The organism is Acidovorax sp. JHL-9 (genome assembly GCF_000426205.1).
GTDB lineage: Bacteria > Pseudomonadota > Gammaproteobacteria > Burkholderiales > Burkholderiaceae_C > Acidovorax > Acidovorax soli.
This window is the reverse complement of record NZ_AUEX01000026.1, coordinates 29,202-51,796: the sequence shown is the minus strand read 5'-3', so window position 1 is coordinate 51,796 and position 22,595 is coordinate 29,202. Positions and strand designations below refer to the sequence as shown.

21 protein-coding genes are annotated in these 22,595 nt (G+C 67.4%); 8 read left to right on the top strand and 13 right to left on the bottom strand.

The features are described 5' to 3' along the window. The 5 genes from K225_RS0115380 to K225_RS0115360 all read right to left on the bottom strand — a co-directional run. Nucleotides 1-671: electron transfer flavoprotein subunit alpha/FixB family protein (locus K225_RS0115380; RefSeq protein ID WP_026437238.1), on the bottom strand; the 671-nt coding region annotated here is incomplete at its 3' end. 12 nt (nt 672-683) lie between these two features. Then, nucleotides 684-1,433 carry an electron transfer flavoprotein subunit beta/FixA family protein gene (locus K225_RS0115375; RefSeq protein WP_026437237.1) on the bottom strand — a complete coding sequence of 250 codons (750 nt, stop codon included), beginning with the start codon at nt 1,431-1,433 and terminating at the stop codon, nt 684-686. Between the two features lie 189 nt (nt 1,434-1,622). Next, complete coding sequence (locus K225_RS0115370) at nt 1,623-2,942, bottom strand: mechanosensitive ion channel family protein (protein ID WP_026437236.1); 1,320 nt, start codon at nt 2,940-2,942, stop codon at nt 1,623-1,625. After that, nucleotides 2,942-3,730 carry an enoyl-CoA hydratase gene (locus K225_RS0115365; RefSeq protein WP_034712938.1) on the bottom strand — a complete coding sequence of 263 codons (789 nt, stop codon included), beginning with the start codon at nt 3,728-3,730 and terminating at the stop codon, nt 2,942-2,944. Before K225_RS0115365 ends, K225_RS0115370 begins: the two co-directional genes overlap by 1 nt. A 166-nt stretch (nt 3,731-3,896) precedes the next feature. Then, the gene (locus K225_RS0115360) at nt 3,897-4,850 is read right to left on the bottom strand and encodes a histone deacetylase family protein (protein ID WP_026437234.1); all 954 of its coding nucleotides are present in this window, start codon (nt 4,848-4,850) and stop codon (nt 3,897-3,899) included. Nucleotides 4,851-4,891: 41 nt separating this feature from the next. Between K225_RS0115360 and K225_RS0115355 the strand changes: the two genes are divergently transcribed. The 6 genes from K225_RS0115355 to K225_RS0115330 all read left to right on the top strand — a co-directional run bounded on the left by K225_RS0115355 (nt 4,892) and on the right by K225_RS0115330 (nt 11,929). Further along, nucleotides 4,892-5,812: a MoxR family ATPase gene (locus tag K225_RS0115355; RefSeq protein WP_026437233.1), complete on the top strand. Its 921-nt coding sequence runs from the start codon at nt 4,892-4,894 to the stop codon at nt 5,810-5,812. An 11-nt stretch (nt 5,813-5,823) separates the two neighbouring features. Further along, a complete protein-coding gene (locus tag K225_RS0115350) occupies nt 5,824-6,879 on the top strand; it encodes a DUF58 domain-containing protein (protein WP_026437232.1) in 1,056 nt (351 codons plus the stop codon). A gap of 115 nt (nt 6,880-6,994) precedes the next feature. After that, nucleotides 6,995-9,055, top strand: a complete 2,061-nt coding sequence (locus K225_RS0115345) for a DUF3488 and transglutaminase-like domain-containing protein (protein WP_026437231.1) — start codon at nt 6,995-6,997, stop codon at nt 9,053-9,055. Between the two features lie 10 nt (nt 9,056-9,065). Continuing rightward, on the top strand, nt 9,066-10,166 hold the full coding sequence (gene mltB / locus K225_RS0115340; protein WP_026437230.1) for a lytic murein transglycosylase B: 1,101 nt from the start codon (nt 9,066-9,068) through the stop codon (nt 10,164-10,166). 30 nt (nt 10,167-10,196) lie between these two features. Next, nucleotides 10,197-11,162: an ABC transporter ATP-binding protein gene (locus K225_RS0115335; protein ID WP_026437229.1), complete on the top strand. Its 966-nt coding sequence runs from the start codon at nt 10,197-10,199 to the stop codon at nt 11,160-11,162. Between the two features lie 5 nt (nt 11,163-11,167). Next, nucleotides 11,168-11,929 (top strand): ABC transporter permease, encoded by a 762-nt coding sequence (locus K225_RS0115330; protein ID WP_026437228.1) that lies wholly within the window; start codon nt 11,168-11,170, stop codon nt 11,927-11,929. Between the two features lie 69 nt (nt 11,930-11,998). Here the strand turns inward: K225_RS0115330 and K225_RS0115325 are convergent, their stop codons facing one another. Beyond that, a complete protein-coding gene (locus tag K225_RS0115325) occupies nt 11,999-13,345 on the bottom strand; it encodes a branched-chain amino acid ABC transporter substrate-binding protein (RefSeq protein ID WP_026437227.1) in 1,347 nt (448 codons plus the stop codon). 93 nt (nt 13,346-13,438) lie between these two features. Between K225_RS0115325 and K225_RS0115320 the strand changes: the two genes are divergently transcribed. Then, nucleotides 13,439-13,828, top strand: coding sequence for an Hsp20/alpha crystallin family protein (locus K225_RS0115320; protein WP_026437226.1), 390 nt, complete (start codon nt 13,439-13,441; stop codon nt 13,826-13,828). 93 nt (nt 13,829-13,921) lie between these two features. Here K225_RS0115320 and K225_RS0115315 read toward each other — a convergent pair whose 3' ends face one another. The 5 genes from K225_RS0115315 to tsaD all read right to left on the bottom strand — a co-directional run bounded on the left by K225_RS0115315 (nt 13,922) and on the right by tsaD (nt 19,988). After that, on the bottom strand, nt 13,922-15,127 hold the full coding sequence (locus K225_RS0115315; protein ID WP_026437225.1) for an ABC transporter permease: 1,206 nt from the start codon (nt 15,125-15,127) through the stop codon (nt 13,922-13,924). Then, complete coding sequence (locus tag K225_RS0115310; RefSeq protein WP_051249000.1) at nt 15,127-15,933, bottom strand: ABC transporter ATP-binding protein; 807 nt, start codon at nt 15,931-15,933, stop codon at nt 15,127-15,129. The genes K225_RS0115315 and K225_RS0115310 overlap by 1 nt, the downstream gene beginning before the upstream one ends. Continuing rightward, a complete protein-coding gene (locus tag K225_RS0115305) occupies nt 15,930-17,276 on the bottom strand; it encodes an efflux RND transporter periplasmic adaptor subunit (RefSeq protein WP_026437223.1) in 1,347 nt (448 codons plus the stop codon). The genes K225_RS0115310 and K225_RS0115305 overlap by 4 nt, the downstream gene beginning before the upstream one ends. An 85-nt stretch (nt 17,277-17,361) precedes the next feature. Continuing rightward, nucleotides 17,362-18,738, bottom strand: a complete 1,377-nt coding sequence (locus tag K225_RS0115300; protein WP_051248998.1) for an efflux transporter outer membrane subunit — start codon at nt 18,736-18,738, stop codon at nt 17,362-17,364. 206 nt (nt 18,739-18,944) lie between these two features. Beyond that, the gene (gene tsaD, locus K225_RS0115295; protein ID WP_026437221.1) at nt 18,945-19,988 is read right to left on the bottom strand and encodes a tRNA (adenosine(37)-N6)-threonylcarbamoyltransferase complex transferase subunit TsaD; all 1,044 of its coding nucleotides are present in this window, start codon (nt 19,986-19,988) and stop codon (nt 18,945-18,947) included. A gap of 122 nt (nt 19,989-20,110) precedes the next feature. Here tsaD and K225_RS0115290 point away from each other — a divergent pair, with 122 nt between their 5' ends. Then, the gene (locus tag K225_RS0115290) at nt 20,111-20,737 is read left to right on the top strand and encodes an ANTAR domain-containing response regulator (protein WP_026437220.1); all 627 of its coding nucleotides are present in this window, start codon (nt 20,111-20,113) and stop codon (nt 20,735-20,737) included. Between the two features lie 77 nt (nt 20,738-20,814). Here K225_RS0115290 and K225_RS0115285 read toward each other — a convergent pair whose 3' ends face one another. Then, nucleotides 20,815-21,600, bottom strand: coding sequence for a MetQ/NlpA family ABC transporter substrate-binding protein (locus tag K225_RS0115285; protein WP_026437219.1), 786 nt, complete (start codon nt 21,598-21,600; stop codon nt 20,815-20,817). A 428-nt stretch (nt 21,601-22,028) separates the two neighbouring features. Beyond that, the gene (locus K225_RS0115280; protein WP_026437218.1) at nt 22,029-22,541 is read right to left on the bottom strand and encodes a MarR family winged helix-turn-helix transcriptional regulator; all 513 of its coding nucleotides are present in this window, start codon (nt 22,539-22,541) and stop codon (nt 22,029-22,031) included. Nucleotides 22,542-22,595 lie beyond the last annotated feature (54 nt).

The following is a 22,595-nucleotide window of genomic DNA, read 5'->3' as shown; positions in this document are numbered from 1 at the left end:
GCCGCGCCCAGCTTGTCGGCCAGCGGGGTCATGACTTCGTCGAACTTTTCCTTGCTGCCCAGCGCCCGGCCTCCGGAGACGATGATCTTGGCGGCGGTCAGTTCGGGCCGGTCGCTCTTGGCGATTTCGCTGCCCATGAACTTGCTCTTGCCGGCATCGTTGGTGGCTGTGGTGGTTTCGACGGCGGCGCAGCCTCCGCTGGCAGCGGCGGCGTCAAAGCCGGTGGTGCGCACGGTGATGATCTTGATGCTGTCTGCGCTTTGCACGGTGGCGATGGCGTTGCCGGCGTAGATGGGGCGCTCGAAGGTGTCGGCAGCGATCACTTTGGTGATGTCGCTGATCTGGGCGACGTCGAGCTTGGCGGCCACGCGCGGGGCGACGTTCTTGCCGCCTGCGGTGGCGGGGAACAGGATGTGGCTGTAGTTGCTGGCGATGGCCAGCACTTGCGCTGCGACGTTTTCGGCCAGGCCGTGGGCCAGGCCTTCTGCGTCGTCATGGATGACCTTGGCGACGCCGGCAATCTGGCTGGCGGCTTGTGCGGCGGCGCCTGCGTTGTGGCCGGCCACCAGGATGTGGATGTCGCCACCGCAGGCGGCTGCGGCGGTGACGGTGTTGAGGGTGGCGCCCTTGATGGTGGCGTTGTCGTGTTCGGCAATAACGAGGGTGGTCATTTCTTGTGCTCCTTAGATGACTTTGGCTTCGTTCTTGAGTTTGTCGACCAGGGCGGCGACGTCGGCCACCTTGATGCCGGCTCCGCGTTTGGCGGGTTCGGCGACTTTCAGGGTCTTCAGGCGCGGGGCGACATCGACGCCGAGGTCTTCGGGTTTGACGGTGTCGAGCTGCTTTTTCTTGGCCTTCATGATGTTGGGCAAGGTGACGTAGCGCGGCTCGTTCAGGCGCAGGTCGGTGGTGATGACGGCGGGGAGCGTCAGGGCCAGGGTTTCCAGGCCGCCGTCCACTTCGCGGGTGACGCTGACCTTGTCGGCCGCAAGGTCGACCTTGCTGGCAAACGTGGCCTGGGGCAGGTCGGCCAGGGCTGCGAGCATCTGGCCGGTCTGGTTGGCGTCGTCGTCGATGGCTTGTTTGCCCAGGATGATGAGGCCCGGTTGTTCCTTGTCCACCAGGGCCTTGAGGAGTTTGGCCACGGCCAGGGGCTGCAGTTCTTCGTTCGTCTCCACCAGGATGGCGCGGTCGGCACCAATGGCCATGGCGGTGCGCAGGGTTTCCTGGCATTGCGCCACGCCGCAGCTGACGGCAATGACTTCAGCAACCAGGCCTTTTTCCTTCAGGCGCACCGCCTCTTCAACGGCAATTTCGTCAAACGGGTTCATGCTCATCTTCACGTTGGCAATGTCTACGCCCGTGCCGTCCGATTTGACGCGGACTTTCACGTTGTAGTCCACCACGCGTTTGACTGGGACCAGGACCTTCATTGCTGCGACTCCTCAATAGAGTTGGTTGAATTGACGTTTACGTTAAATGGAACATTCTATGCCGCACCGCAGCGAAATCGCTGCGACGGACAATGCAAAGGCATAAAAACGAACGATCGTGCTTTTATCGAATTATAGGCCAGGGAATCCACCCTTTGTCCAGCCCCTGTGTCACCTGCGGGTCGGGGCTCAGGCGACCGGGGTGGGGCGGGCCTCCGGCGCCGCGGGCCGGTCCTGTGGACTCAGGTGCACGACACGCTGCGGGAAAGGAATGTCGATCCGGTGCGCGCGCAGCGCCGCAAGAATGGCGCGGTTGATGTCCGAGCGCAGCCCCAGCGAGCCGTTTTCCGGGTCAGTGATCCAGAAGCCCACGGTGAACTCCAGGCCATCGACGCCAAAAGCCGACAGGGCCACCGCAGGCCCCGGCTCGCGCAGCACGCGCGGGTTGACCAGGGCCGCCTCGCCCAGCAGGCGCGTGACCAGATCGACATCGCTGTCGTAGGCCACGCTGACCACCGTGGACAGCCACACGCGCGGGTCGGCCAGCGAGAGGTTTTCCACCCGCTGCGTGATCAGCATCTCGTTGGGAACGATGGATTCGCGCCCCACGCCCGAACGGATGACCGTGTAGCGCCCCGTGATGTCGGTGATGCGGCCTTCGAAGCCATCGACGCGCACGTTGTCACCAATGCGCATGCTGCGCTCGGCCAGGATCACAAAGCCGCTCACATAGTTGGCCGCCAGCTTCTGCAGGCCAAAGCCGATGCCCACGCCCACGGCACCGCCCAGCACCGACAGGGCCGTGAGGTCGATGCCCACGGCAGACAGCGCCAGGATCAGGCCCAGAAACATCAGCAGGGCACGCGCGGCATTGCTGAACGCCTTGCGCACCGACAGCTCGCTGCCCGTGACCGAGCGCAGCAGGCGCGACTCGATCGCCGACGAGATCCACAGCGCCACGATCAGCACGGCGCAGGCCGTGACAACGCCTTCGATCATGGTGCGCACCGACAGCGTGGTGGCCCCCACCTTCCAGGTGATCTCGTCGAGTTGCTGCAGCACCAGCGGCAGCAGGCCCGTCACCCACAGCACCATGACCAGCCAGGCCAGCCAGGAAATGGTGCGCTCGATCGGGCGCACCCAGGTGGCCTGCGGAAAGGCCGCCTGCAGCACCTTGACCCCCACGCGGATCACCACCAGCGAGATCAGCACCGGAATGACCACCTTGAACGCTGCCAACGGCACCCATTGCGCCAGCACCGCCCGCGCCACATAACCGAGGCCCAGCAAGACCAGGGGGAACAGCACCCCATCCACCACCTTGCGGCCGAAAAGAACGGAGCGCTGCTCATTGCGGTGCAGCGCGCGGCGCACGGCAGACACCATGAGCCAGGCCAGCGCCACGCAAACGGCCAGCGTACCCAGCTCAATCAGAACAGTGGGCTGCGCAAAGGCCCGAAACCACTGCTGCACATCGTCGAAGATCGGCATGTCAGACTGCATGGGCATCAGGACTTCCAGGCGGGAGCACGTTTCTCGGCAAATGCCCGCGCACCCTCTTGCGCCGCCGCATCCATCATGTTGGCAGCCATGGCCTGGCCGGCCAGCTGGTAGGCCGCGTCCAGGCCCAGCTCGCGCTGCTGGTAGACCAACGCCTTGCCCATGGCCACGGCAGCGCGTGGTTTTTGCACAATGGATTGCACCAGTTTTTCCACCTCGTCATCCAGCGCCTCGGGCGCCACGACACGGTTCACCAGGCCCTGCGCGAGCGCCGTGGGGGCGTCGATGAAGTCGCCGGTAAGCAGCATTTCCATGGCGCGCTTGGCCGGCACATTGCGCACCAGCGGCACACTGGGTGTGGCACAGAACAGGCCGTAATGGATGCCGCTGGTGGCAAAGCTGGCATTGCTTGCCGCCACCGCCAGATCGCACTGCGCCACCAGCTGGCAACCCGCCGCGGTGGCCATGCCCTGCACCCGCGCAAGCACGGGCACCGGCAGCTTGTGGATGCTCAGCATCATGCGGCTGCATTGCGCAAAGAGCTGCTGGTACCAGGCCAGCTCGGGATGGGCCGCCATGTCCTTGAGATTGTGGCCGGCGCAAAACGCCTTGCCCGCGGCGGCCAGCACCACCACGCGGACGCTGTCATCCCGGGCCACGGCGTCCAGCGCCTGCTGCAGCGCGGCCAGCATCTCCGCGCCCAGCGCGTTGAAGCGTGCGGGGTCGTTCAGGGTCAGGGTCACCACGCCGCGCTTGTCGCGGGTGATCTGCAGCAGATCCATGGAATGCGTTGTCATGTCGATTTCCTCTCCTCGCTTAACGGGATGCGAAGGATAAAACTGGCGCGCGCTCAATCAGCGGACGCCGCGCAAGGGCCGCCCCGCCGCGCTGGCGCCGCCCCCCTTCCCGCCAGCGCAGCGCAGCGAGAGAAAGGGGAAGCCGCGCAGCGGCTCGGGGGGATGGTCACAAGTCCGCCAGCACACGCACATGGGCTTCCACGCTGCGCGCCAGGGGACCCATCACGTAGCCGCCCTCCAGGCACGAGACGATGCGGCCCTTGGCATAGCGCCGGGCGATGTCCATGATCCGGTGGGTGATCCAGGCGTAGTCGGCCTCGACCAGGCCCAGCTGGCCCATGTCGTCCTCGCGGTGGCCGTCAAAACCTGCGCTGATGAAGATCATCTCGGGCTTGAAGGCTTCCAGGCGCGGGATCCACATCATCTCGATGATTTCCCGGATATCCATGCCGCGCGTGTAGGCAGGCACCGGCACATTCACCATGTTGGGCGCCGGATTCTGGTCGCCGCTGTAGGGATAGAACGGGTGCTGGAAGATGCCCACCATGAGTGCACGCGGTTCGCCCGCCAGGATGTCTTCCGTGCCGTTGCCGTGGTGCACATCGAAGTCCACCACCGCCACGCGCTGCAGCTTGTAGCGCTGCAGTGCGTATTTGGCCGCCACCGCCACGTTGTTGAAAAAGCAGAAACCCATGGCCTTGTCGCGGCAGGCGTGGTGGCCTGGCGGGCGCACCGCGCAAAACGCGTTGCTGATTTCGCCGGCCATCACCGCATCGGTGGCGGCCAGGGCCGCGCCGGCGGCGCGCAACGCAGCCTTCCAGGTGTGCGCGTTGATCGAGGTGTCGGTATCGAGCTGCGAGTAGGCGGGGCCACCCGCCATCAGATCTTCGTTGAGCAGGTCCGACAGGCCACGCATGGCCGCCACATGGAGCCGGTTGTGCGCCAGCTCGATATCGGCCAGCGAAGCCTCGGGCGCTTCGTAGCGCTCCAGGGCATCGGCCACGCCGGTGATCAGCAGGCGGTCTTCGATGGCGTCCAGCCGCTCGGGGCATTCGGGATGCCCCGGCCCCATTTCGTGCTTCCGGCAATCGGGATGGGTGAAATAGCCTGTCTTGATCACAGTGAAATCCCCGTGTCGCTTTTTTCAGATAACGTGGCGCCATGCATGCACAGCTCAAAATCAAGTCTCTTCTGAACCAGCTTAACACGGTGATTGTGGGCAAAAGCGCCCAGGTACAGGACTGCGTGGCCTGCCTGCTGGCGGGCGGACATCTGCTCATCGAAGACGTGCCGGGCGTGGGCAAGACCACGCTGGCCCACGCGCTGGCGCGCACCTTTGGCCTGCAGTTCGCGCGCGTGCAGTTCACGGCCGACCTCATGCCCAGCGACCTCACGGGCGTGTCGGTGTACGAGCGCGGCAAGGAGGCCTTTGTCTTCCACCCCGGTCCGGTGTTCGCCCAGGTGCTGCTGGCCGACGAAATCAACCGTGCCAGCCCCAAGACGCAGAGCGCCCTGCTCGAAGCCATGGAAGAAAAGCAGGTGTCGGTGGAAGGCGAGACCCGCGCCCTGCCCCACCCGTTTTTCGTGATCGCCACGCAGAACCCGCACGACCAGCTGGGCACCTTTGCGCTGCCCGAGTCGCAGCTCGACCGCTTTCTGATGCGCATCTCCATCGGCTACCCCGACCGTGCCGCCGAGCGCCTGCTGCTGGCCGGCAGCGACCGGCGCGACCTGGTGGACAGCCTGCAGCCCCTGCTGGCGCAAGACGAGCTGGCGCAACTGCAGCGCCAGGTGCTGGCCGTGCACACCGCAGAGCCGCTGCTCAACTATGTCCAGGACCTGATTGCCGCCACCCGCACGGGCCGCTGGTTTCTGCAGGGGCTTTCGCCGCGCGCGGGCATTGCGCTGGTGCGCGCGGCCAAGGCCCAGGCGCTTATTGAAGGGCGCGACTATGTGGCGCCCGACGATGTGCAGGCCGTGCTGCCCCAGACCATTGCGCACCGCCTGGTGCCCGTGGGCGACGCGCGGCGCGGCGCGGTGGAGCAGGTGCGCGCCATGGTCGAGTCGGTGCCCCTGCCTTGAGCCTGCACGCCATGCCGCCCGCCTCCGCCGCAGATGCCCCTGCGCCCACGCTCGCCACGCCCTCCACACCCTCGCGCCTGGCCGGCCTGAACCCGCTGGCCCTGGCGCGGGCGCGCTTTCGGCGCTGGTGGGAGGCGCGCCTGCCGCTGTCCGACACCCTGGTCCTCACGCAGCGCAATGTGTACATCCTGCCCACCGGCGCGGGCTGGATGCTGGCCTGCACGCTGCTGGTGCTGTTGGTCGCGTCCATCAATTTCCAGCTCAACCTGGGTTACCTGCTGACCTTTCTGCTGGCCGGCAGCGCGGTGGCGGGCATGCACCTGAGCCACGCCACGCTGCGCGGCATCACGCTGCACCTGAAGGCGCCCGATGCGCACTTCCTGGGCGGCAGCACGGCGTTTGAAGTGCAGCTTTTCAGTGACCGGCGCACGCCGCGCCACGGCATTGCGCTGTCGGTGCACGGCGATGGCCAGCACACACACGACTGGGCGCTGACGGACGTGCCCGCGCAAGGCAGCGCCAGCGTGCAGGTGGCGTTCCGCCCCGCGCGCCGGGGCCTGCACCGCGTGCCCACCCTGGTGGCCGAAACCCGCTTTCCGCTGGGCACCTTCCGCGTCTGGAGCTACTGGCGCCCGGCCGCCCAGGTGCTGGTGTACCCCGCCCCCGAGGTGCCCGCGCCGCCGCTGCCGCCGGGCGCGCCGCGTGCCAGCGGCACGGGCAGCGCCAGCACCCAGGGCATTGGCGAATTCGACGGTGTGCGGGCCTACCGGCGCGGCGATCCGCTCAAGCTGGTGGTCTGGAAGAAGGCAGCCAAATCCCTGGCCACGGGCACGGACGACCTCGTCAGCCGCGACGCCCAGCAGGCCCAGCGCCACGAACTGTGGCTGGACCTGGCCCATGCCGCCCTGCCCGGCCACGAAGCGCGCATTTCGCGCCTGACGGCCTGGGTGCTGCAGGCCGACCGCCTGGGCATCGACTACGGCCTGCGCCTGCCAGGCGTGGAACTGGCCCCGGACACCGGCGCGGCCCACCGCCAGCGCTGCCTGGAGGCCCTGGCGCTGTGCTGACACCGGTTTTCAGAAAATACATCAAAACAGCCTGTAGCGCATATGGAAAAAGCGCTATCAGCTATTTCTTCAATCGCAAATGCCGGCAAGCTGTGCAGGCACCACGCCACACCCCATGACCCTGCGCCAGACCCTTGCCACCCTGCCACGCGACACGCGGGACACGCTGTTTCTGCTGCTGGTGATTGTCTGGGTGGTGGCCCCGCAAGTCGCCCACCTGCCGGTGTGGGCCAGCCTGATGGCGGGCGCCGTGCTGCTGTGGCGCGGCTGGCTGGCCTGGAGCGGCCGGCAGCTGCCGGGGCGCTGGGCCGTGGCCGGCTTGCTGGTGGTGGCGGTGGCCGGCACCCTGTTCACCCACCAAACCATCCTCGGGCGCGATGCCGGCGTGACGCTCATCGTGATGCTGCTGGCGCTCAAGACGCTGGAGCTGCATGCGCGGCGCGATGCCATGGTGGTCTTCTTCCTGGGCTTCTTCACGATGCTCAGCAACTTCTTTTTCTCGCAATCGCTGCCCACGGCCTTGGCCATGCTGGTGGCGCTGCTGGGGCTGCTCACGGCCCTGGTCAACGCCCACATGCCGGTAGGGCGCCCGCCGCTGGCGCACGCGTTTCGCCTGGCCGGCACCATGGCGCTGCTGGGCGCGCCCATCATGGCGGCGCTGTTCCTGCTGTTTCCGCGCATGGCGCCGCTGTGGGGCATGCCCAGCGACACCCTGGCCGGGCGCAGCGGGCTGTCGGGCGTGATGAAGGTGGGCAACATCGCCGCGCTGGCGCTCGACGACAGCGTGGCGCTGCGCGTGCGCTTCGACACCCCCGGCGGGGCCGCGCCGCCGCAGAGCGAGCTGTATTTCCGCGGGCCGGTGTTCTCCACCTTTGACGGCAGCGAGTGGCACCCCTTGTCGTACCGCGTGGGCACCCGATCGATGGAGCGCCCTGCCGCCCCGGCCCAGCTGCAGGTGCAGGGCGCCGCGCTGCGCTACGAGGTGACGCTGGAGCCCCACAAGCGCCCCTGGCTGCTGTTGCTGGACGCCGCGCGCGACAAGCCCGCCGTGGCCGGCATGGGCGCCTTCATGACGGACGACCTGCAATGGCTCACCAGCCGCCCGATCACCGACGTGACGCGCTACCGCGCCGAAAGCCACCCGCAGTTTCGCCACGGGCCCGACACCGCCACCCCCGCACTGCGCGCCTACACCGAGCTGCCCCCGGGCTTCAACCCGCGCACGCTGGCACTCGCCCAGGAACTGCGCCGCAACCCGCGCATGCCCCCCGACCCGGCCCGCGACGCCACGCCCGCGCTGATCGATGCCGCGCTCACCCGCCTGCGCACCGGCGGCTACCGCTACACGCTGGAGCCCGGCGTGTACGGCCAGCACACGGCCGACGAGTTCTGGTTCGATCGCAAGGAGGGTTTTTGCGAACACATCGCCTCGGCCTTCGTGGTGCTGATGCGCGCCATGGACATTCCGGCACGCATCGTCACCGGTTACCAGGGCGGCGAGCGCAACGCCGTGGACGGCTACTGGACCGTGCGCCAGAGCGATGCCCACGCCTGGGCCGAAGTGTGGATGGCCGGGCGCGGCTGGGTGCGCGTGGACCCGACCAGCGCCGTCGCCCCCGGGCGCACCGGCGCCTTCGAGCGCCTGCAGGCCCCGCCCGGTGCGCTGGCCACCGCCATGGGCACCATGATGAGCCCCGGCCTGGCGCAGAACCTGCGCGCCCTATGGGAGGCCGTGAACAACGGCTGGAACCAGTGGGTGCTCAACTACACGCAAAGCCGCCAGCTCAACCTGCTCAAGGCGCTGGGGTTTGAATCGCCCAGCTGGCAAGACCTCGCCACCGTGCTGGGCGCGCTGGTGGGGGTGGCCGCGCTGGGTGGCGCCGGCTGGACACTGTGGGAGCGCAGCCAGCACGACCCCTGGCTGCGCCTGCTGGCCCGCGCCCGCCAGCGCCTCGCCAGCAGTGGCTTGCCCCTGCCCGACACCCTGCCTCCCCGGGCCATGGCCGAACGGGTGCAGGCACAATTTGGCGATGCCGCGCAGGGCGTGGCCGGCTGGCTGCTGCGGCTGGAGCAATGGCGCTATGCCGCCCAGCCCGCTGCCACTGCCAGCCAGCTCCGCGCCCTGCGCCGCGAATTCCGAACCCTTTCCTGGCCCGCCCCCAACGCGCGCCAATGAATCCACCGACATGCTGAAAATCGTTCCAACCGCTATTTTGCTGATTACAGCTTGCGCCATACCTATCAGCGCCGCAGCCCAAAAACACCATCAATCCGGCAAAACCCGCAGCGCAGCCACCGCCCGCAGCGCTGCGACGAGCGGCAGCGTGGCCTACGCCACCCGCCCCGAGGCGCTGCAGTTTGCCGACGACCTGGCCGGGCGCCGCGACCTCGACCGCGAATGGGTGCGCCAGGCCATCGGGCAGGCCCGCTTTCTGCCCCAGGTGCCCCGGCTCATGCTGCCGCCCGCCAAAGGCACGGCCAAGAACTGGCGCGTGTACCGCAGCCGCTTCATCGACCCGGTGCGCATCCGCGCGGGCCTGCGCTTCTGGCAGGACAACGCCGAAACGCTGGCGCGGGCGGAGCGCGAATTCGGCGTGCCCGCCGCAACGATCGTCGGCATCATCGGCGTGGAGACCATCTACGGCCAGCAGATGGGCAACTTCCGGGTGATGGATGCGCTGGCCACGCTGGCTTTTGACTTCCCCGCCGCGCACCCGCGTGCCGCCGAGCGCACCGAGTTCTTCCAGCGTGAGCTGGAGCAGTTCCTGAGCCTCACGCACCGCACCAACGTGGACCCGTTCGAGCCGCGCGGCAGCTACGCCGGCGCCATGGGCCTGGGGCAGTTCATGCCGTCGAGCTGGGTGCGCTACGCCATTGATTTCGACGGCGATGGCCGCGTGGACCTGTTCAACAGCCCCGCCGACGCCATCGGCTCGGTGGCCAATTACTTCATCGCCCACGGCTGGAAGCCGGGCATGCCCACGCACTACAGCGTGCAGTTCGACCCCGACCCCGCCCGCGTGCAACTCGACGAGCTGCTGGCCCCCGACATCCTCCCGAGCTTCAGCGCCGCCAGCATGCAGGCCAAGGGCGCCGTGCTGGATGCCGCCGGCGCACAGCACACCGGGCCGCTGGCCCTGGTGGAACTGCAAAACGGCGACGATACGCCCAGCTATGTGGCAGGCACCGAAAACTTCTATGCCATCACCCGCTACAACTGGTCGAGCTACTACGCCATGGCGGTGATCGAACTGGGGCGCGAAGTGGCCGCAGCGCGGGCACGCTAAGCTGACCCACCTCTTTCAATCACCTACCGCATGCCTGCCAACCTCCCTTCGACGCCTGTTGCAGATGCCATCGTGCGCGTGCGCGGCCTCAGCAAAACCTACGCGGGCGGCTTCCAGGCGCTGAAGAACGTCAACCTGGATATTCACCGTGGCGAAATCTTTGCCCTGCTCGGCCCAAACGGCGCTGGCAAGACCACGCTGATCAGCATCATCTGCGGCATGACCAATGCCTCCGAGGGCAGCGTGACGGCCGACGGCTTTGATACCGTGCGCGACTACCGTGCCGCCCGCGCCGCCATCGGCCTGGTGCCGCAGGAGCTGCACACCGATTCATTTGAAACCGTCTGGGCCACAGTGAGCTTCAGCCGCGGGCTGTTTGGCAAGGCCCCCAACCCGGCGCTGATCGAAAAGATCCTGAAAGACCTGTCGCTGTGGGACAAGCGGGACACCAAGATCCTGGCGCTCTCGGGCGGCATGAAACGCCGCGTGCTGATCGCCAAGGCGCTGTCGCATGAGCCGAAAATCCTGTTCCTCGACGAACCCAGCGCCGGCGTGGACGTGGAGCTGCGCCACGACATGTGGCGCCTGGTGCGCGCGCTGCAGGGCGCCGGCACCACCATCATCCTGACCACGCACTACATCGAGGAAGCCGAAGACATGGCCGACCGCATTGGCGTGATCCGCCAGGGCGAACTGATCGTGGTGGAAGACAAAGACGTGCTGATGCGCAAGCTCGGCAAAAAGCAGCTGACCCTCACGCTGCAGCACCCCATGCAGCGCGTGCCCGATGCGCTGGCGCGCTGGCCCCTGGCCCTGTCGGCCGATGGCCATGCACTGACCTACAGCTTTGACACCCAGCAGGAAGACACCGGCATCGCTGCGCTGCTGCGCGCGCTGGGCGAGCACGGCATCGACTTCAAGGATCTGCATTCGTCCGAGAGCTCGCTCGAAGACATCTTCGTCAGCCTCGTCCACGAACGGAAAGCCAGCCAATGATGGGCCTGAACCTGCACGGCGTGCGCGCCATTTACCGCTTCGAGATGCACCGCGCCTTTCGCACCTGGGCGCAAAGCCTGATGGCGCCCGTGCTCTCCACGTCGCTGTATTTCATCGTCTTCGGCTCGGCCATCGGCTCGCGCATGGGCGACATTGGCGGCGTGGACTATGGCGCCTTCATCATCCCGGGCCTCTTGATGCTGTCGCTGCTCTCCGAGAGCATTTCCAATTCGGCCTTTGGCATCTACATGCCCAAGTGGTCGGGCACCATCTACGAACTGCTGAGCGCACCGGTCAACTGGGTCGAGGTGCTGCTGGGCTATGTGGGCGCCGCGGCCACCAAATCGCTGATGGTGGGCGCGCTGATTCTGGCCACGGCGCGGATTTTCGTGCCCTACGAAATCGCGCACCCGGTGTGGATGCTGGGCTTTCTGCTGCTCACGGCCATCACCTTTTGCCTGTTCGGTTTTCTCATCGGGCTGTGGGCCGACAGCTTCCAGAAGCTGCAGATCGTTCCGCTGCTGGTCATCACGCCGCTGACGTTCCTGGGCGGTGCGTTCTACAGCATCAGCATGCTGCCGCCGTTCTGGCAGACGGTCTCGCTGTTCAACCCGGTGGTCTATCTCATCAGCGGCCTGCGCTGGGCCTTCTATGGCGCGGCCGACGTGCACATGGGCGTGAGCGTGGGCATGACGCTGGTGTTCATGGCGGCGTGCCTGGGCCTGGTGTGGTGGGTCTTCAAGACAGGCTACCGGATTCGGCGCTGAGCGCTGGGGTGGGCGCCGCGCCAAGCGCAGCGGTGCGGCAGCAGCGCGCCGCCCACCGCGCAAGCGCTCTCAAAACCGCTGCATGCTGCAGCTGTGCGGTTGCTGCGCCCGGGCGGCGGGGATCTGCCGCACCACGCGAAAGCCGTAGCCTGAGCCTTCCACGTCGAACTTCACGCCGGGCGCGCCCTTTTTGTCCATCACGCCCACGGCCAGGGCCTGCTGGAACTGGTGGTCGGCCGCGCGCATGGTGCCGCCCTGGCCTGCCAGCTGCACGCTGGCTTTTTCCATCTGCCGGGCCACGGCCACCGCCTCGGTGCTGCCCGCGCGCTCGATGGACTGGGCCAGCGCCTCGACCATGAGCTGCATGCGCATGTGCACATAGTCGTCCTGCGGTTTGGGAAAGCGCGTGCGAAAGGACTGGTAGAACGCCTCGCTCTGCGCCCCCGGCACGTTGGGCAGCCAGTCGGCAACGGCCACCACCTTGCCCACGCCGGCTTCGCCCAGAGCGGCGGGCGCGCCCAGCGCGTTGCCATAGAAGGTGTAGAAGCTGCCGTCAAAGCCCACCTCGCGCGCGGCCTTGACCAGCAGCGTGAGATCGTTGCCCCAGTTGCCCGTGACCACGGCCTGCGCGCCGCTGGCCTTGATCTTGACGGCGTAGGGCGCAAAGTCCTTGACCCGGCCGATGGGGTGCAGCTCATCGCCCACCACGGCCACGTCGGGGCGCTGCGCGGCCAGCTGCCGCTTGGCCTCGCGCAGCACGGCCTGGCCAAAGCTGTAGTCCTGGCCGATGAGGTACACGCTTTTGAGCGCCTTGTCCTCGCGCACCACCTCCATCAAGGCAGCCATGCGCATGTCGGCATGGGCATCGAAGCGGAAATGCCAGAAGCTGCATTTCTCGTTGGTGAGGATGGGGTCGACCGCCGAGTAGTTGAGGAACAGCACGCGCTTGCCCGGCTCGCGCTCGTTGTGCTTGTTGATGGCCTCGATCAGCACCGCCGCCGTGGCCGACGAATTGCCCTGCAGGATGACCTGCGCGCCATCATCAATGGCCGCGCGCAGGGCCGACAGGGCCTCTTCGTTCTGGCCCTTGCTGTCGTAGCGCTCCAGCGCCAGCGGGCGGGCACCACCGGCCGCTGCGGGCAGTTGCACGCCGCCGCGCGCATTCACGCGCTCGACCGCCCAGTAGATGTTGCGAAAAACCGCCTCACCGGTGTTGGCAAAAGGGCCCGAGAGGCTTTCGATCAGGGCCATCTTGACGGGCCGGGCCTGCGCCACTGCCGCAGTGGATGCCGGGGCCTGCGCCCAGCCGGCAGACACCGGGGCCAGCGCGCCTGCCAAGGCGGCAAGCACGGCCCAAACGGATGGACGTAATGCCGCTGCGCCTGATTTCAAGCCCGCGGAGCGCAATTTATTCATGCCATTTTTTCCTTGAAATGCGGCGGGGCCGCACACACCTCTTTGGCATGCGGCGACCACGTCGAGAGCCGCGCAGTGTATAGGAGCCACCCCATGATTTTCGCCCCCGTGATCCGCCGCGCCGCCTACGCCAGTGCCCCCCGTTCTTCTGACCTGGCGCTGCAACGCTTCCTGATGGGCACTCTCGCAACCCCGGCCCGCACCAGCACCGCCGGCGTCACCGTGGCCCGCGATGACAAGGCCACCACGCTGCAACTGGACGTGCCCGGCCTGGCGCGCGAGCAATTGCAGATCCGCATCGACGGCAATGTGGTCCAGCTGCAAAGCGTGGAAGGCGCGCCCCGCCAGGTGCAGCGCGCCTGGGAGCTGGCCGATGCCATTGATGCCGCCGCCAGCACGGCCAAGCTGGAGAACGGCGTGCTCACGCTCACGCTGGTACGGCAGGTACCCGCCGACAAGTCAGTGCAGCTGGTCGTGCACTGAGCGGCGGCAAGGGGCAGCCTCCGGCTGCTCCCCATTCGACAAAAAAACGGTACGAATTAGCATCAAGCGGCGCGATCCATCACCGCGCCTGCGTCACTCGTGCCGCAGCGCATCAATCGGGTCCATGCGCGCCGCGCGGCGGGCCGGGAAGTAGCCGAACACCACCCCGATCCCGGCCGAGAACACGAACGACAGCAGGTTCACGCCGGGATTGAAGAGGTAGGGCACATCCATCAGGGCCGACAGGCCCACCGAGGCCCCCGTGGCCAGCACGATGCCGATCAGCCCGCCCAGGGCGGCCAGCACCACGGCCTCGATCAGGAACTGCAGCAGCACCTCGCGCTCCAGTGCGCCAATGGCCAGGCGCAGGCCGATCTCGCGGGTGCGCTCGGTCACGCTCACCAGCATGATGTTCATGATGCCGATGCCGCCCACCAGCAGGCTCACCGCGGCCACGGCGCCCAGCAGCATGGTCAGCACCTTGGTGGTACCCGAGAGCGTATCGGCCAGCTGCTTGGTATCGAGCACGTTGAAGTTGTCCTCGTCGGTATCCGACAGCTTGCGCAGCTCGCGCAGCAATTGCGTGAGGCTGGCCTTCACGCGCTCGGGGTCGCTGCCGTCCTGCATGGACACCAGCAGCGTGTTCACGCGCGTGTTGCCGGTCACGCGGCGCTGCAGCGTGCGCAGCGGCACCAGCACGGTGTCGTCCTGGTCGTTGCCAAAGGCGCCCTGCCCCTTGGAGGCCAGCACGCCCACCACCTCGCACGAAAACGCCTTCACCCGCAGCTGCTCACCCACGGCATCGCGTGTGCCATACAGCTCGCGGCGCACGGTTTCGCCAATCAGGCACACGGCGGCACCGGCGCGCAGCTCGGCATCCGTGAAAACACGCCCGGTGCGCACGGCCCAGTTGCCCGTTTCGAGCCAGGCATTGGTGCTGCCGATGATGCTGGTGGTCCAGTTGCGCCCGCCGGCCACCACGGTGGCACTGGTGCGCGCCTCGGGTGCCACGGCCAGGATGCCGCCAATCTGCTGGGCAATCACATCGGCATCGGTGTCCTTGAACGCGGGCGCCCCGGAACCACCGCCCGGGCCCATGCGCTGGCCGGGGCGGACCTGCAGCAGGTTGGTGCCCAGGCCCGAGATCTGGTTTTGCACCGCCATGGTGGCGCCATTGCCCAGCGTGACCATGGTGATGACGGCGCTGACGCCGATCACGATGCCCAGGATGGTGAGGAACGAGCGCAACAGGTTGCGCCGGATCGAGCGCAGCGCCAGAAGAAGGGTGTTCAAGAGCATCAGGCCACCTCCGCCTGCGCTGCACCTGGCACGAGGGCAGGCACGGGGGCGCGCAGGCCCACGGGGTGCGGGTTGGGCGCATCGCTGTCCACCCGGCCATCGACAAAGCGCACGATGCGCCGGGCATAGGCGGCCATGTCGGGCTCGTGGGTGACCATCAGCACGGTGATGCCCTGCTCGGCGTTGAGCCGCCACAGCAGTTCCATGATTTCCTGGCTGCGCTGGGTGTCGAGGTTGCCGGTGGGCTCGTCGGCCAGCAGCACGGCCGGCTCGGTGACGATGGCGCGCGCAATGGCCACGCGCTGCTGCTGGCCGCCCGAGAGCTCGGCGGGCGTGTGGTGCTCCCAGCCCTTGAGGCCCACGGCATCGAGCGCGCGGGCCGCGGCGGCGTGGCGGGCCGTGGTCGATTCGCCCCGGTACAGCAGGGGCAGCTCGACGTTTTCCTGCGCCGAGGTGCGCGCCAGCAGGTTGAAGCCCTGGAACACAAAGCCGAAATACTGCCGGCGCAGGCGCGCGCGCTCGTCGCGCGAAAGCGATTCCACATGCACGCCCTTGAACAGGTATTCGCCGGCAGTGGGCCGGTCCAGGCAGCCCAGGGTGTTCATGGCGGTGGATTTGCCGGAGCCGCTGGGGCCCATGATGGCCACGAAATCGCCCTGGGTGATGTCGAGATCCACCCCCTTGAGCGCCTGGAAGGCCAGCGCACCCTCGCCATACACCTTGGTCACGCCGCGCAGGCGGATCAGCGGCGGCGCATGGCCGGGCACCCGGCCGCCCTCCCCCTGGGCGTTGGCGGCCACGCTCATTTCGCGGCCCCGGCAGAGCGCTGGTCGGTGATGACGGCCATGCCCTCGGCCAGGCCTTCGCCGCTGACCTCGGTGCGACGGCCATCGCTGATGCCCACCTGCACCGCCACGGCCTGCGCGGCGCCATCCCGGAGCACCCACACCTGGCGGGTACGGCCCGCGCCGTCGGCCGCATCGCTACCGGCGCCCGCCCGGCGCGTGCCCGAGCGCGGCATGCGCGGCATCAGCTGCGACATGATGCCGCCCCCCGACGAGGCCGGCTGCGCCGCCGCGTTGGCCGCCACGGCGGGCGTGAAGCGCAGCGCCGTGTTGGGCACCAGCAGCACATCGTTGCGCTCGGTGGAGGTGATGGTGGCCGCGGCCGTCATGCCGGGGCGCAGGCTCAGGTCGGCGTTGTCCACCTCCAGCCAGGTGATGTAGGTGACCACGTTGTCGGTCTTGGTGGAGCCGAACGACACCCGCGTGACCTTGGCCGGATAACGGCGCGATGGGTAGGCACTGACCGTGAAGCTGGCCTTCTGGTCGAGCTTCACCGAACCCACGTCGGCCTCGTCCACGCTGACATCGAGCCGCAGCCGCGTGAGGTCTTCGGCCAGCGTGAACAACGTGACGGCCTGCAGCGAGGCGGCCACGGCGTTGCCAGGCTCGACCGAGCGGGTCAGCACCACACCGTCGATGGGCGAGCGGATCGAGGCCTTGGACAGGTTGGTGGTGTCGGTGGACAGCGCCGCCCGGGCGTCGTCCACCGAGGCACGGGCACTGGCCTCATCGGCGCGTGCCCGGTCGAGCGTGGCCCGGCCGGTGTCCAGCTCGGCGGCCGAGGGCACCTTGCCCCCCGACAGGCGCGCCACTTCCTCCAGCCGCGCAAAGCCGGCCTGTGCCTCTTGGGTGGTGGCCTGCGCCTGCGCCAGCCGCGCCTGCGCCGCCGCCAGCGAGGCGCGCGAGCGCAGCACCTGCGCATCGAGCTTGGCGGTGTCGAGTTCGACCAGCACCTGGCCCTTCCTGACCTGGTCGTTCACGTCCACCAGCACGTTTCTGACCGTGCCCGACAACTCGCTGCCAATGGTGACCGCCCGTGTCGGCTGCAAGGTGCCGTTGGCCGACACGTTGAGCGTGAGGTTGCCCCGGCGCACCTCTTCGGTCACATACACCGGGGCTGCGCTGGCGCTCTGGTGGCTCTGCCAGTAAACCAGGCCGCCACCCGCTGCCACCAGCACCGCCACCCCCAGCCACAGGCTGGAGCGCTGCCACCAGCGGCGCGGCTGGCCACCGCCGAGCAGCACCTGCAGATCGGCGGCAGTGGAAGGGCTGGCGGGGGATGCGTTCTTTTCAGAAGAGGTCATGGCCATCCATTGCGATGTGGGTTGGGAGGTGTCTGGTGCGGTGCCACCGCAGTTTGCGGGCGCGAGCGATAGGTGTGGAGGGGGGCTACTGCCAGCCACCGCCCAATGCCTTGTACAGCCGCACATGGTCGGCCGACACGCTGGCCACGGCGGCGGCCACGCTGTCCTGGGTGGACAGCAGCGTGCGCTGGGTCTCCAGCACCGATTGGAAGTCGATCAGGCCGCTGCTGTAGCGCTGGCGGGCCAGCAAGTCCGCATTGCCCGCGGCGTCGGCGGCGGCCTGCAGGCGCACCAGGCGCTCGCGGTCCCCTTGCAGAGCTGCCAGGGTGTCTTCGACATCCTTGAGCGCCGTGAGCACCGAGGCCTCATAGGCCAAGCGGGCCTGTGCCAGCGCCGCCTCCTGCACACGCACCTGGGCCCGCGCCGCACCACCGTCGAACACGGGCACCGACACACTGGCCAGCAAGGCGCTGACCACCGAGCCGCCATTGCCCAGGGCGCCCAGGGTGAGGGCGCGCAGGCCCAGATTGCCCGAGATGCTGAAGTCGGGGTAACGCGCGGCATCGGCTTGCGATACCCGGGCCAGCGCGGCGGCAATGCGCTGCTCGGCGGCGCGCACATCGGGCCGCTGGCGCAGGGTTTCAGCGGGGATGGCCAGTGCCAGGTCTTGCGCGGGCTGGGGCACGGCGGCGGGCGCTGCCAGCAGCGCATCGAGCGCCAGCGGGGCCTGCCCGGTCAGCACGGCCAGGTTGTGGCGCGACTGGGCCAGGCTCGATGCGAGCGCGGGAATCTGCGCGGCCGTCTGCTCGGCCGCCGCACGGGCCTGCTCGGCCACCAGCGAGGTGGTCAGCCCGGCCTGCAGGCGCCACTGGGTGATCTGCAGCGTCTCCTGCTGGCTCGCCAGGTTGCTGCGCGCTATGGCCAGCCGCTGCTGCAGGCCCCGCAGCTCGACGTAGTTCACGGCGGTTTCGGCGGCCAGCGACACCTGCACGTCAGCCAGGCTGGCCTCGGCGGCCTGGGCATCGGCCTGGCTGGCGTTCACGCCGCTGCGCAGACGGCCCAACACATCGGGCTCCCAACTGGCATCAAAACCCGCCTGGAAACTGTTGCCCGTGCTGTTCGAGGCCCGGCTGCGCTGCGCCGACGCCGACGCCCCGACGCTGGGCAGCAGGCCGGCGGCCTGCACATCCACCTGGGCACGCGCCTGCTGCAAGGCGGCTTGCGCGCTGCGCACGCTGGTGTTGGCCTGCAAGGCCTGCGTGACCAGCTGCGTGAGCTGCGGGTCGTTGAAGCGCTGCCACCATTGCGCCAGGGAGGTGGCGGGCAGGTCCGCAGCAGTTTGCGCGGACCATGCGGGTGGCACCGAGGTCTGCGGCAGCCGGCTGTCGGGTGGCGCCAGGCTGGCACAGCCGGCCAGCAGGGCCACGGCCGAGGTCAAGCACCAGGGTAAAACCGCGCCCATCCGGCGACAAAGGATGCGCTGCGCAGGGCGCGCCGCGGTGGCAACAGAAGGTTCATGCATGGCGAAGAGGCAGCGTGCAGGGCATGCCCCATTGTGCGGGTCAGTCATGTCCTGCCCGCTACAGCCAAGTGAAGCCCGGGTAAAGCTGCCGCCCGTTGCCGCCGAAAGCCCCCCCGCGAAGCGGCGCTGGTCAACGCCCCGGCAATTCAGCCCCCCAGGGCGTCCAGCGGCCAGCGGGGTTTGACGTCGAACGCATAGGCGCGGTTGGCCATCTGCTGGCCCGCCTGCAGCCGCATGGCAGCCGCCATGGCGATCATGGCGCCGTTGTCGGTGCACAGATGCAGCTCGGGGTAGTGCACGCGCACCTTGCCCTGCGCACAGGCCGCATTGAGCTGGGCGCGCAAATGCCGGTTGGCGCCCACGCCACCGGCCACCACCACACGCTTCAAGCCCGTCTGCTTCAGGGCCGTGAGCGTTTTTTTCACCAGCACTTCCACAATCGCCGCCTCGGTGCTGGCGGCCAGGTCGGGCTTGCGCGCTTCCAGCGCATCGCCGAGCTTCTTGGCCTGGGTGAGCACCGCGGTCTTGAGCCCGGCAAAGGAAAAATCAAGGTTGCCGCTGTGCAGCAAGGGGCGCGGCAGCTTGAAGGCCGCCGGGTCGCCCTGCTCGGCCAGGCGCGACAGCGCCGGCCCGCCGGGGTAGCCCAGGCCCATGAGCTTGGCCGACTTGTCAAACGCTTCGCCCGCCGCATCGTCGATGGTTTCGCCCAGCAGTTCGTAGCGGCCCACGCCGTCCACCCGCATGAGCTGCGTGTGGCCGCCCGACACCAGCAGGGCCACGAAGGGAAATTCCGGCGGATCGGCACTCAAAAAGGGCGACAGCAAATGCCCTTCCAGGTGGTGCACGCCCAGCACGGGCTTGTCGAGTGCGGCGCCCAGCGCGCAGGCCACGCCAGCGCCCACCAGCAGTGCACCGGCCAGGCCCGGCCCGCGGGTGTAGGCCACCACATCCACGTCGGCCAGGCGCTGGCCCGCTTCGGCCATGACGGCCTCGGTCAGTGGCAGCACGCGGCGGATATGGTCGCGGCTGGCCAGCTCGGGCACCACACCGCCATAGGCCTGGTGCATCTCGATCTGGCTGTGCAAGGCATGCGCCAGCAGGCTGGGCACGGCCACCCCGCCGGTGGAGCGGACCAGCGCCACGCCGGTTTCATCGCACGAAGATTCAATACCCAGGATCAGCAAGCTCATGCCCCGAGTGTAAAACCCGGCGCCTGCCCAGCCTGGTCCACCACCAACTCGCAGCCAACGCCCACAGCGTGCACCATCCCGGCGCACCAATATGTGGCGTAAATCTTGCTTATAACTACGGCATGACCGACGCCCTGCGCATTGTGGTGGTGGCCCCCGACCTGGCCATTGCCGATCCCGACGACGAACACGCCGCCACACAGGCCGAACGCTCGCGGGCGCTGCGCATTGGCCTGCTCGAAAACAACTTCAACCTCATTGCCACGCTGCCGGCCGATGTGTTTCTGGGCGAGCGGCTGGCCCAGCTGCAGCCCGACCTGATCATCGTGGACGCCGAAAGCGAGGCCCGCGACGCGCTGGAACATGTGGTGATGGCCACCCGCGACGCACGCCGCCCCATCGTCATGTTCACCAACGACGAGGACACCACGCATGTGAAAGACGCCGTGGCCGCCGGCGTGTCGGCCTACATCGTGGCCGGGCTGGCGCCCCAGCGCATCCGCCCCATCCTGGATGTGGCCATGGCGCGCTTTGCGCACGAGCAGGCACTGCGCACCGAACTGGCCGACGCCAGAACCGAGCTGCAGGACCGCAAGACCATCGACCGCGCCAAGGGCGTGCTGATGCAGCGCCAGGGCCTCACCGAACAGGCGGCCTACGAAAAGCTGCGCAAAACCGCCATGGACAAGGGCCTGAAGCTGGGCGAAGTGGCCAGGCGGATGCTCGACATGGTCGATTTGCTGGGCTGAGGCACCACCGTCCAGGCAAAAAAAACGCTGCCCGAAGGCAGCGCTTTGCATGTTGCGCAAAGATCGCGCGGGCGCGCTCAGAACGCTGGAACCACGGCCCCCTTGTACTTGTCCTGGATGAATTTCTTCACCTCGGCGCTGTGCAGGGCCTTGATCAGCTTGGCAATGCTGGCGTCGTTGGCACGGTCGGCGCGGGCCGCCACGATGTTGGTGTAGGGCGAGTCGGCACCTTCGATGAACAAGGCGTCCTTGGTGGGGTTGAGCTTGGCTTCGATCGCGTAGTTGGTGTTGATCAGGGCCAGGTCCACATCGGCCAGCGCGCGGGGCAGCAGCGGCGCTTCGAGTTCCTTGAACTTCAGCTTCTTGGGGTTCTTGACCACATCCAGCGGCGTGGGCGTGAGGCTCTTGGCATCCTTGAGCTCGATCAGCCCCTGCTTGGCCAGCAGGATCAGGGCGCGGCCACCGTTGGACGGATCGTTGGGAATCGCCACCGTGGCGCCGTCCTTGAGATCCTTCAGGTTCTTGATCTTGCTGGAATAGGCGCCGAAGGGCTCCACATGCACCTTGCCGCCCGGCACTTGCACCAGGCTGGTCTTGCGGTCCTTGTTGAAGCTGTCCAGGTAGGGCTGGTGCTGGAAGAAGTTGGCATCGAGCTGCTTGTCCTCCACGGCCATGTTGGGCTGCACATAGTCGCTGAACTCCTTGACCTGCAGGTCCACGCCCTGGGCCTTGAGCTGGGGCTTCACGAAATTCAGGATCTCGGCGTGCGGCACGGCCGTGGCGGCCACCTTCAATACATCGGCGGCATGGGCACTGACAGCCAGTGCGGCGAGGGCCAGTGCGGACAGGGTCTTCTTCAACATGAGGGGGCTCTTTCAATGGATGGATACACGGCAGGGCCCCAAAAATACGGGATAACCCTGAGCTGAACAGCAAGTGTAAACAGCCATGCCGCCGTAAGGCGGTTATTTAGCCATTTTTTGATATAAAAATGAGGTTTTATATACAAGGCAATCCGGTCGCGCCTCGTTTGCTCCGGAGATGCCTGACCGAATGCCGGGGCGTCCAAGAGCCCGATTTCGCCCCAAGCTTGCGGGCAAGCGCCTTGCGCGGCCATGAAAGATCGTGAACATGTTCCTAGACCAACCAGCCCGCAGGTTATGCCAGCTGCCGCGCGGCCGATGAAGGTGCGGGCCAGGCGGGTGGCATCCAGGTGATGCGAGGTCCCAGCCTGCGCGAAGATAGGCCTGCCGCCGCCGTCATCGGGGGCGAACTGCCGGCCTGACGCTTCTCAAGCTGGCTCATCTCCCTCTGCCGCGCCCTGCGCGGCATCGATGCGCTGCATGTTGTCCAGCAGCTTGAGCAGGTAGTGCAGGGTGTGGGTGATGTCATTCACCGAGAAACCCGCAAGCGCCTCTTCGTAGTAGTTGTGGATCTTGGGTTGGGCCTCCACGAGCCAAACCCTGCGACCCGATTCGGTCATCGTGACCAGACGGGAGCGCCGATCCCGTGGATCCGGCGCGGAAGCGATGTGCCCGTCGCGCTCCATGCGGCTGATCAGTCCTGACAGATTCTGCCGGCTCACCATCAGATAGCGGGCCAGATCGCCCACGCTCATCCCCTCGGCCACCTGCGGCCTCGACAAGGCGCCCAGCACGGCCCATTGCTGCGTCGTCAGGCCTTCGGATTCCACCGCTCTCGTGCCTGTTTTATGCAACATGTTTGCACATTGATAGAGCCGAAAGAAGACCCTGTTCGCCAGATCGGTACGGGTGTCGAGTGCTTTTTCCATAGGGAAAACCATAGTTTTTGAAAAAATCGGAATTCTGCTCTTGCATACGCAAGAAATAGATATGAC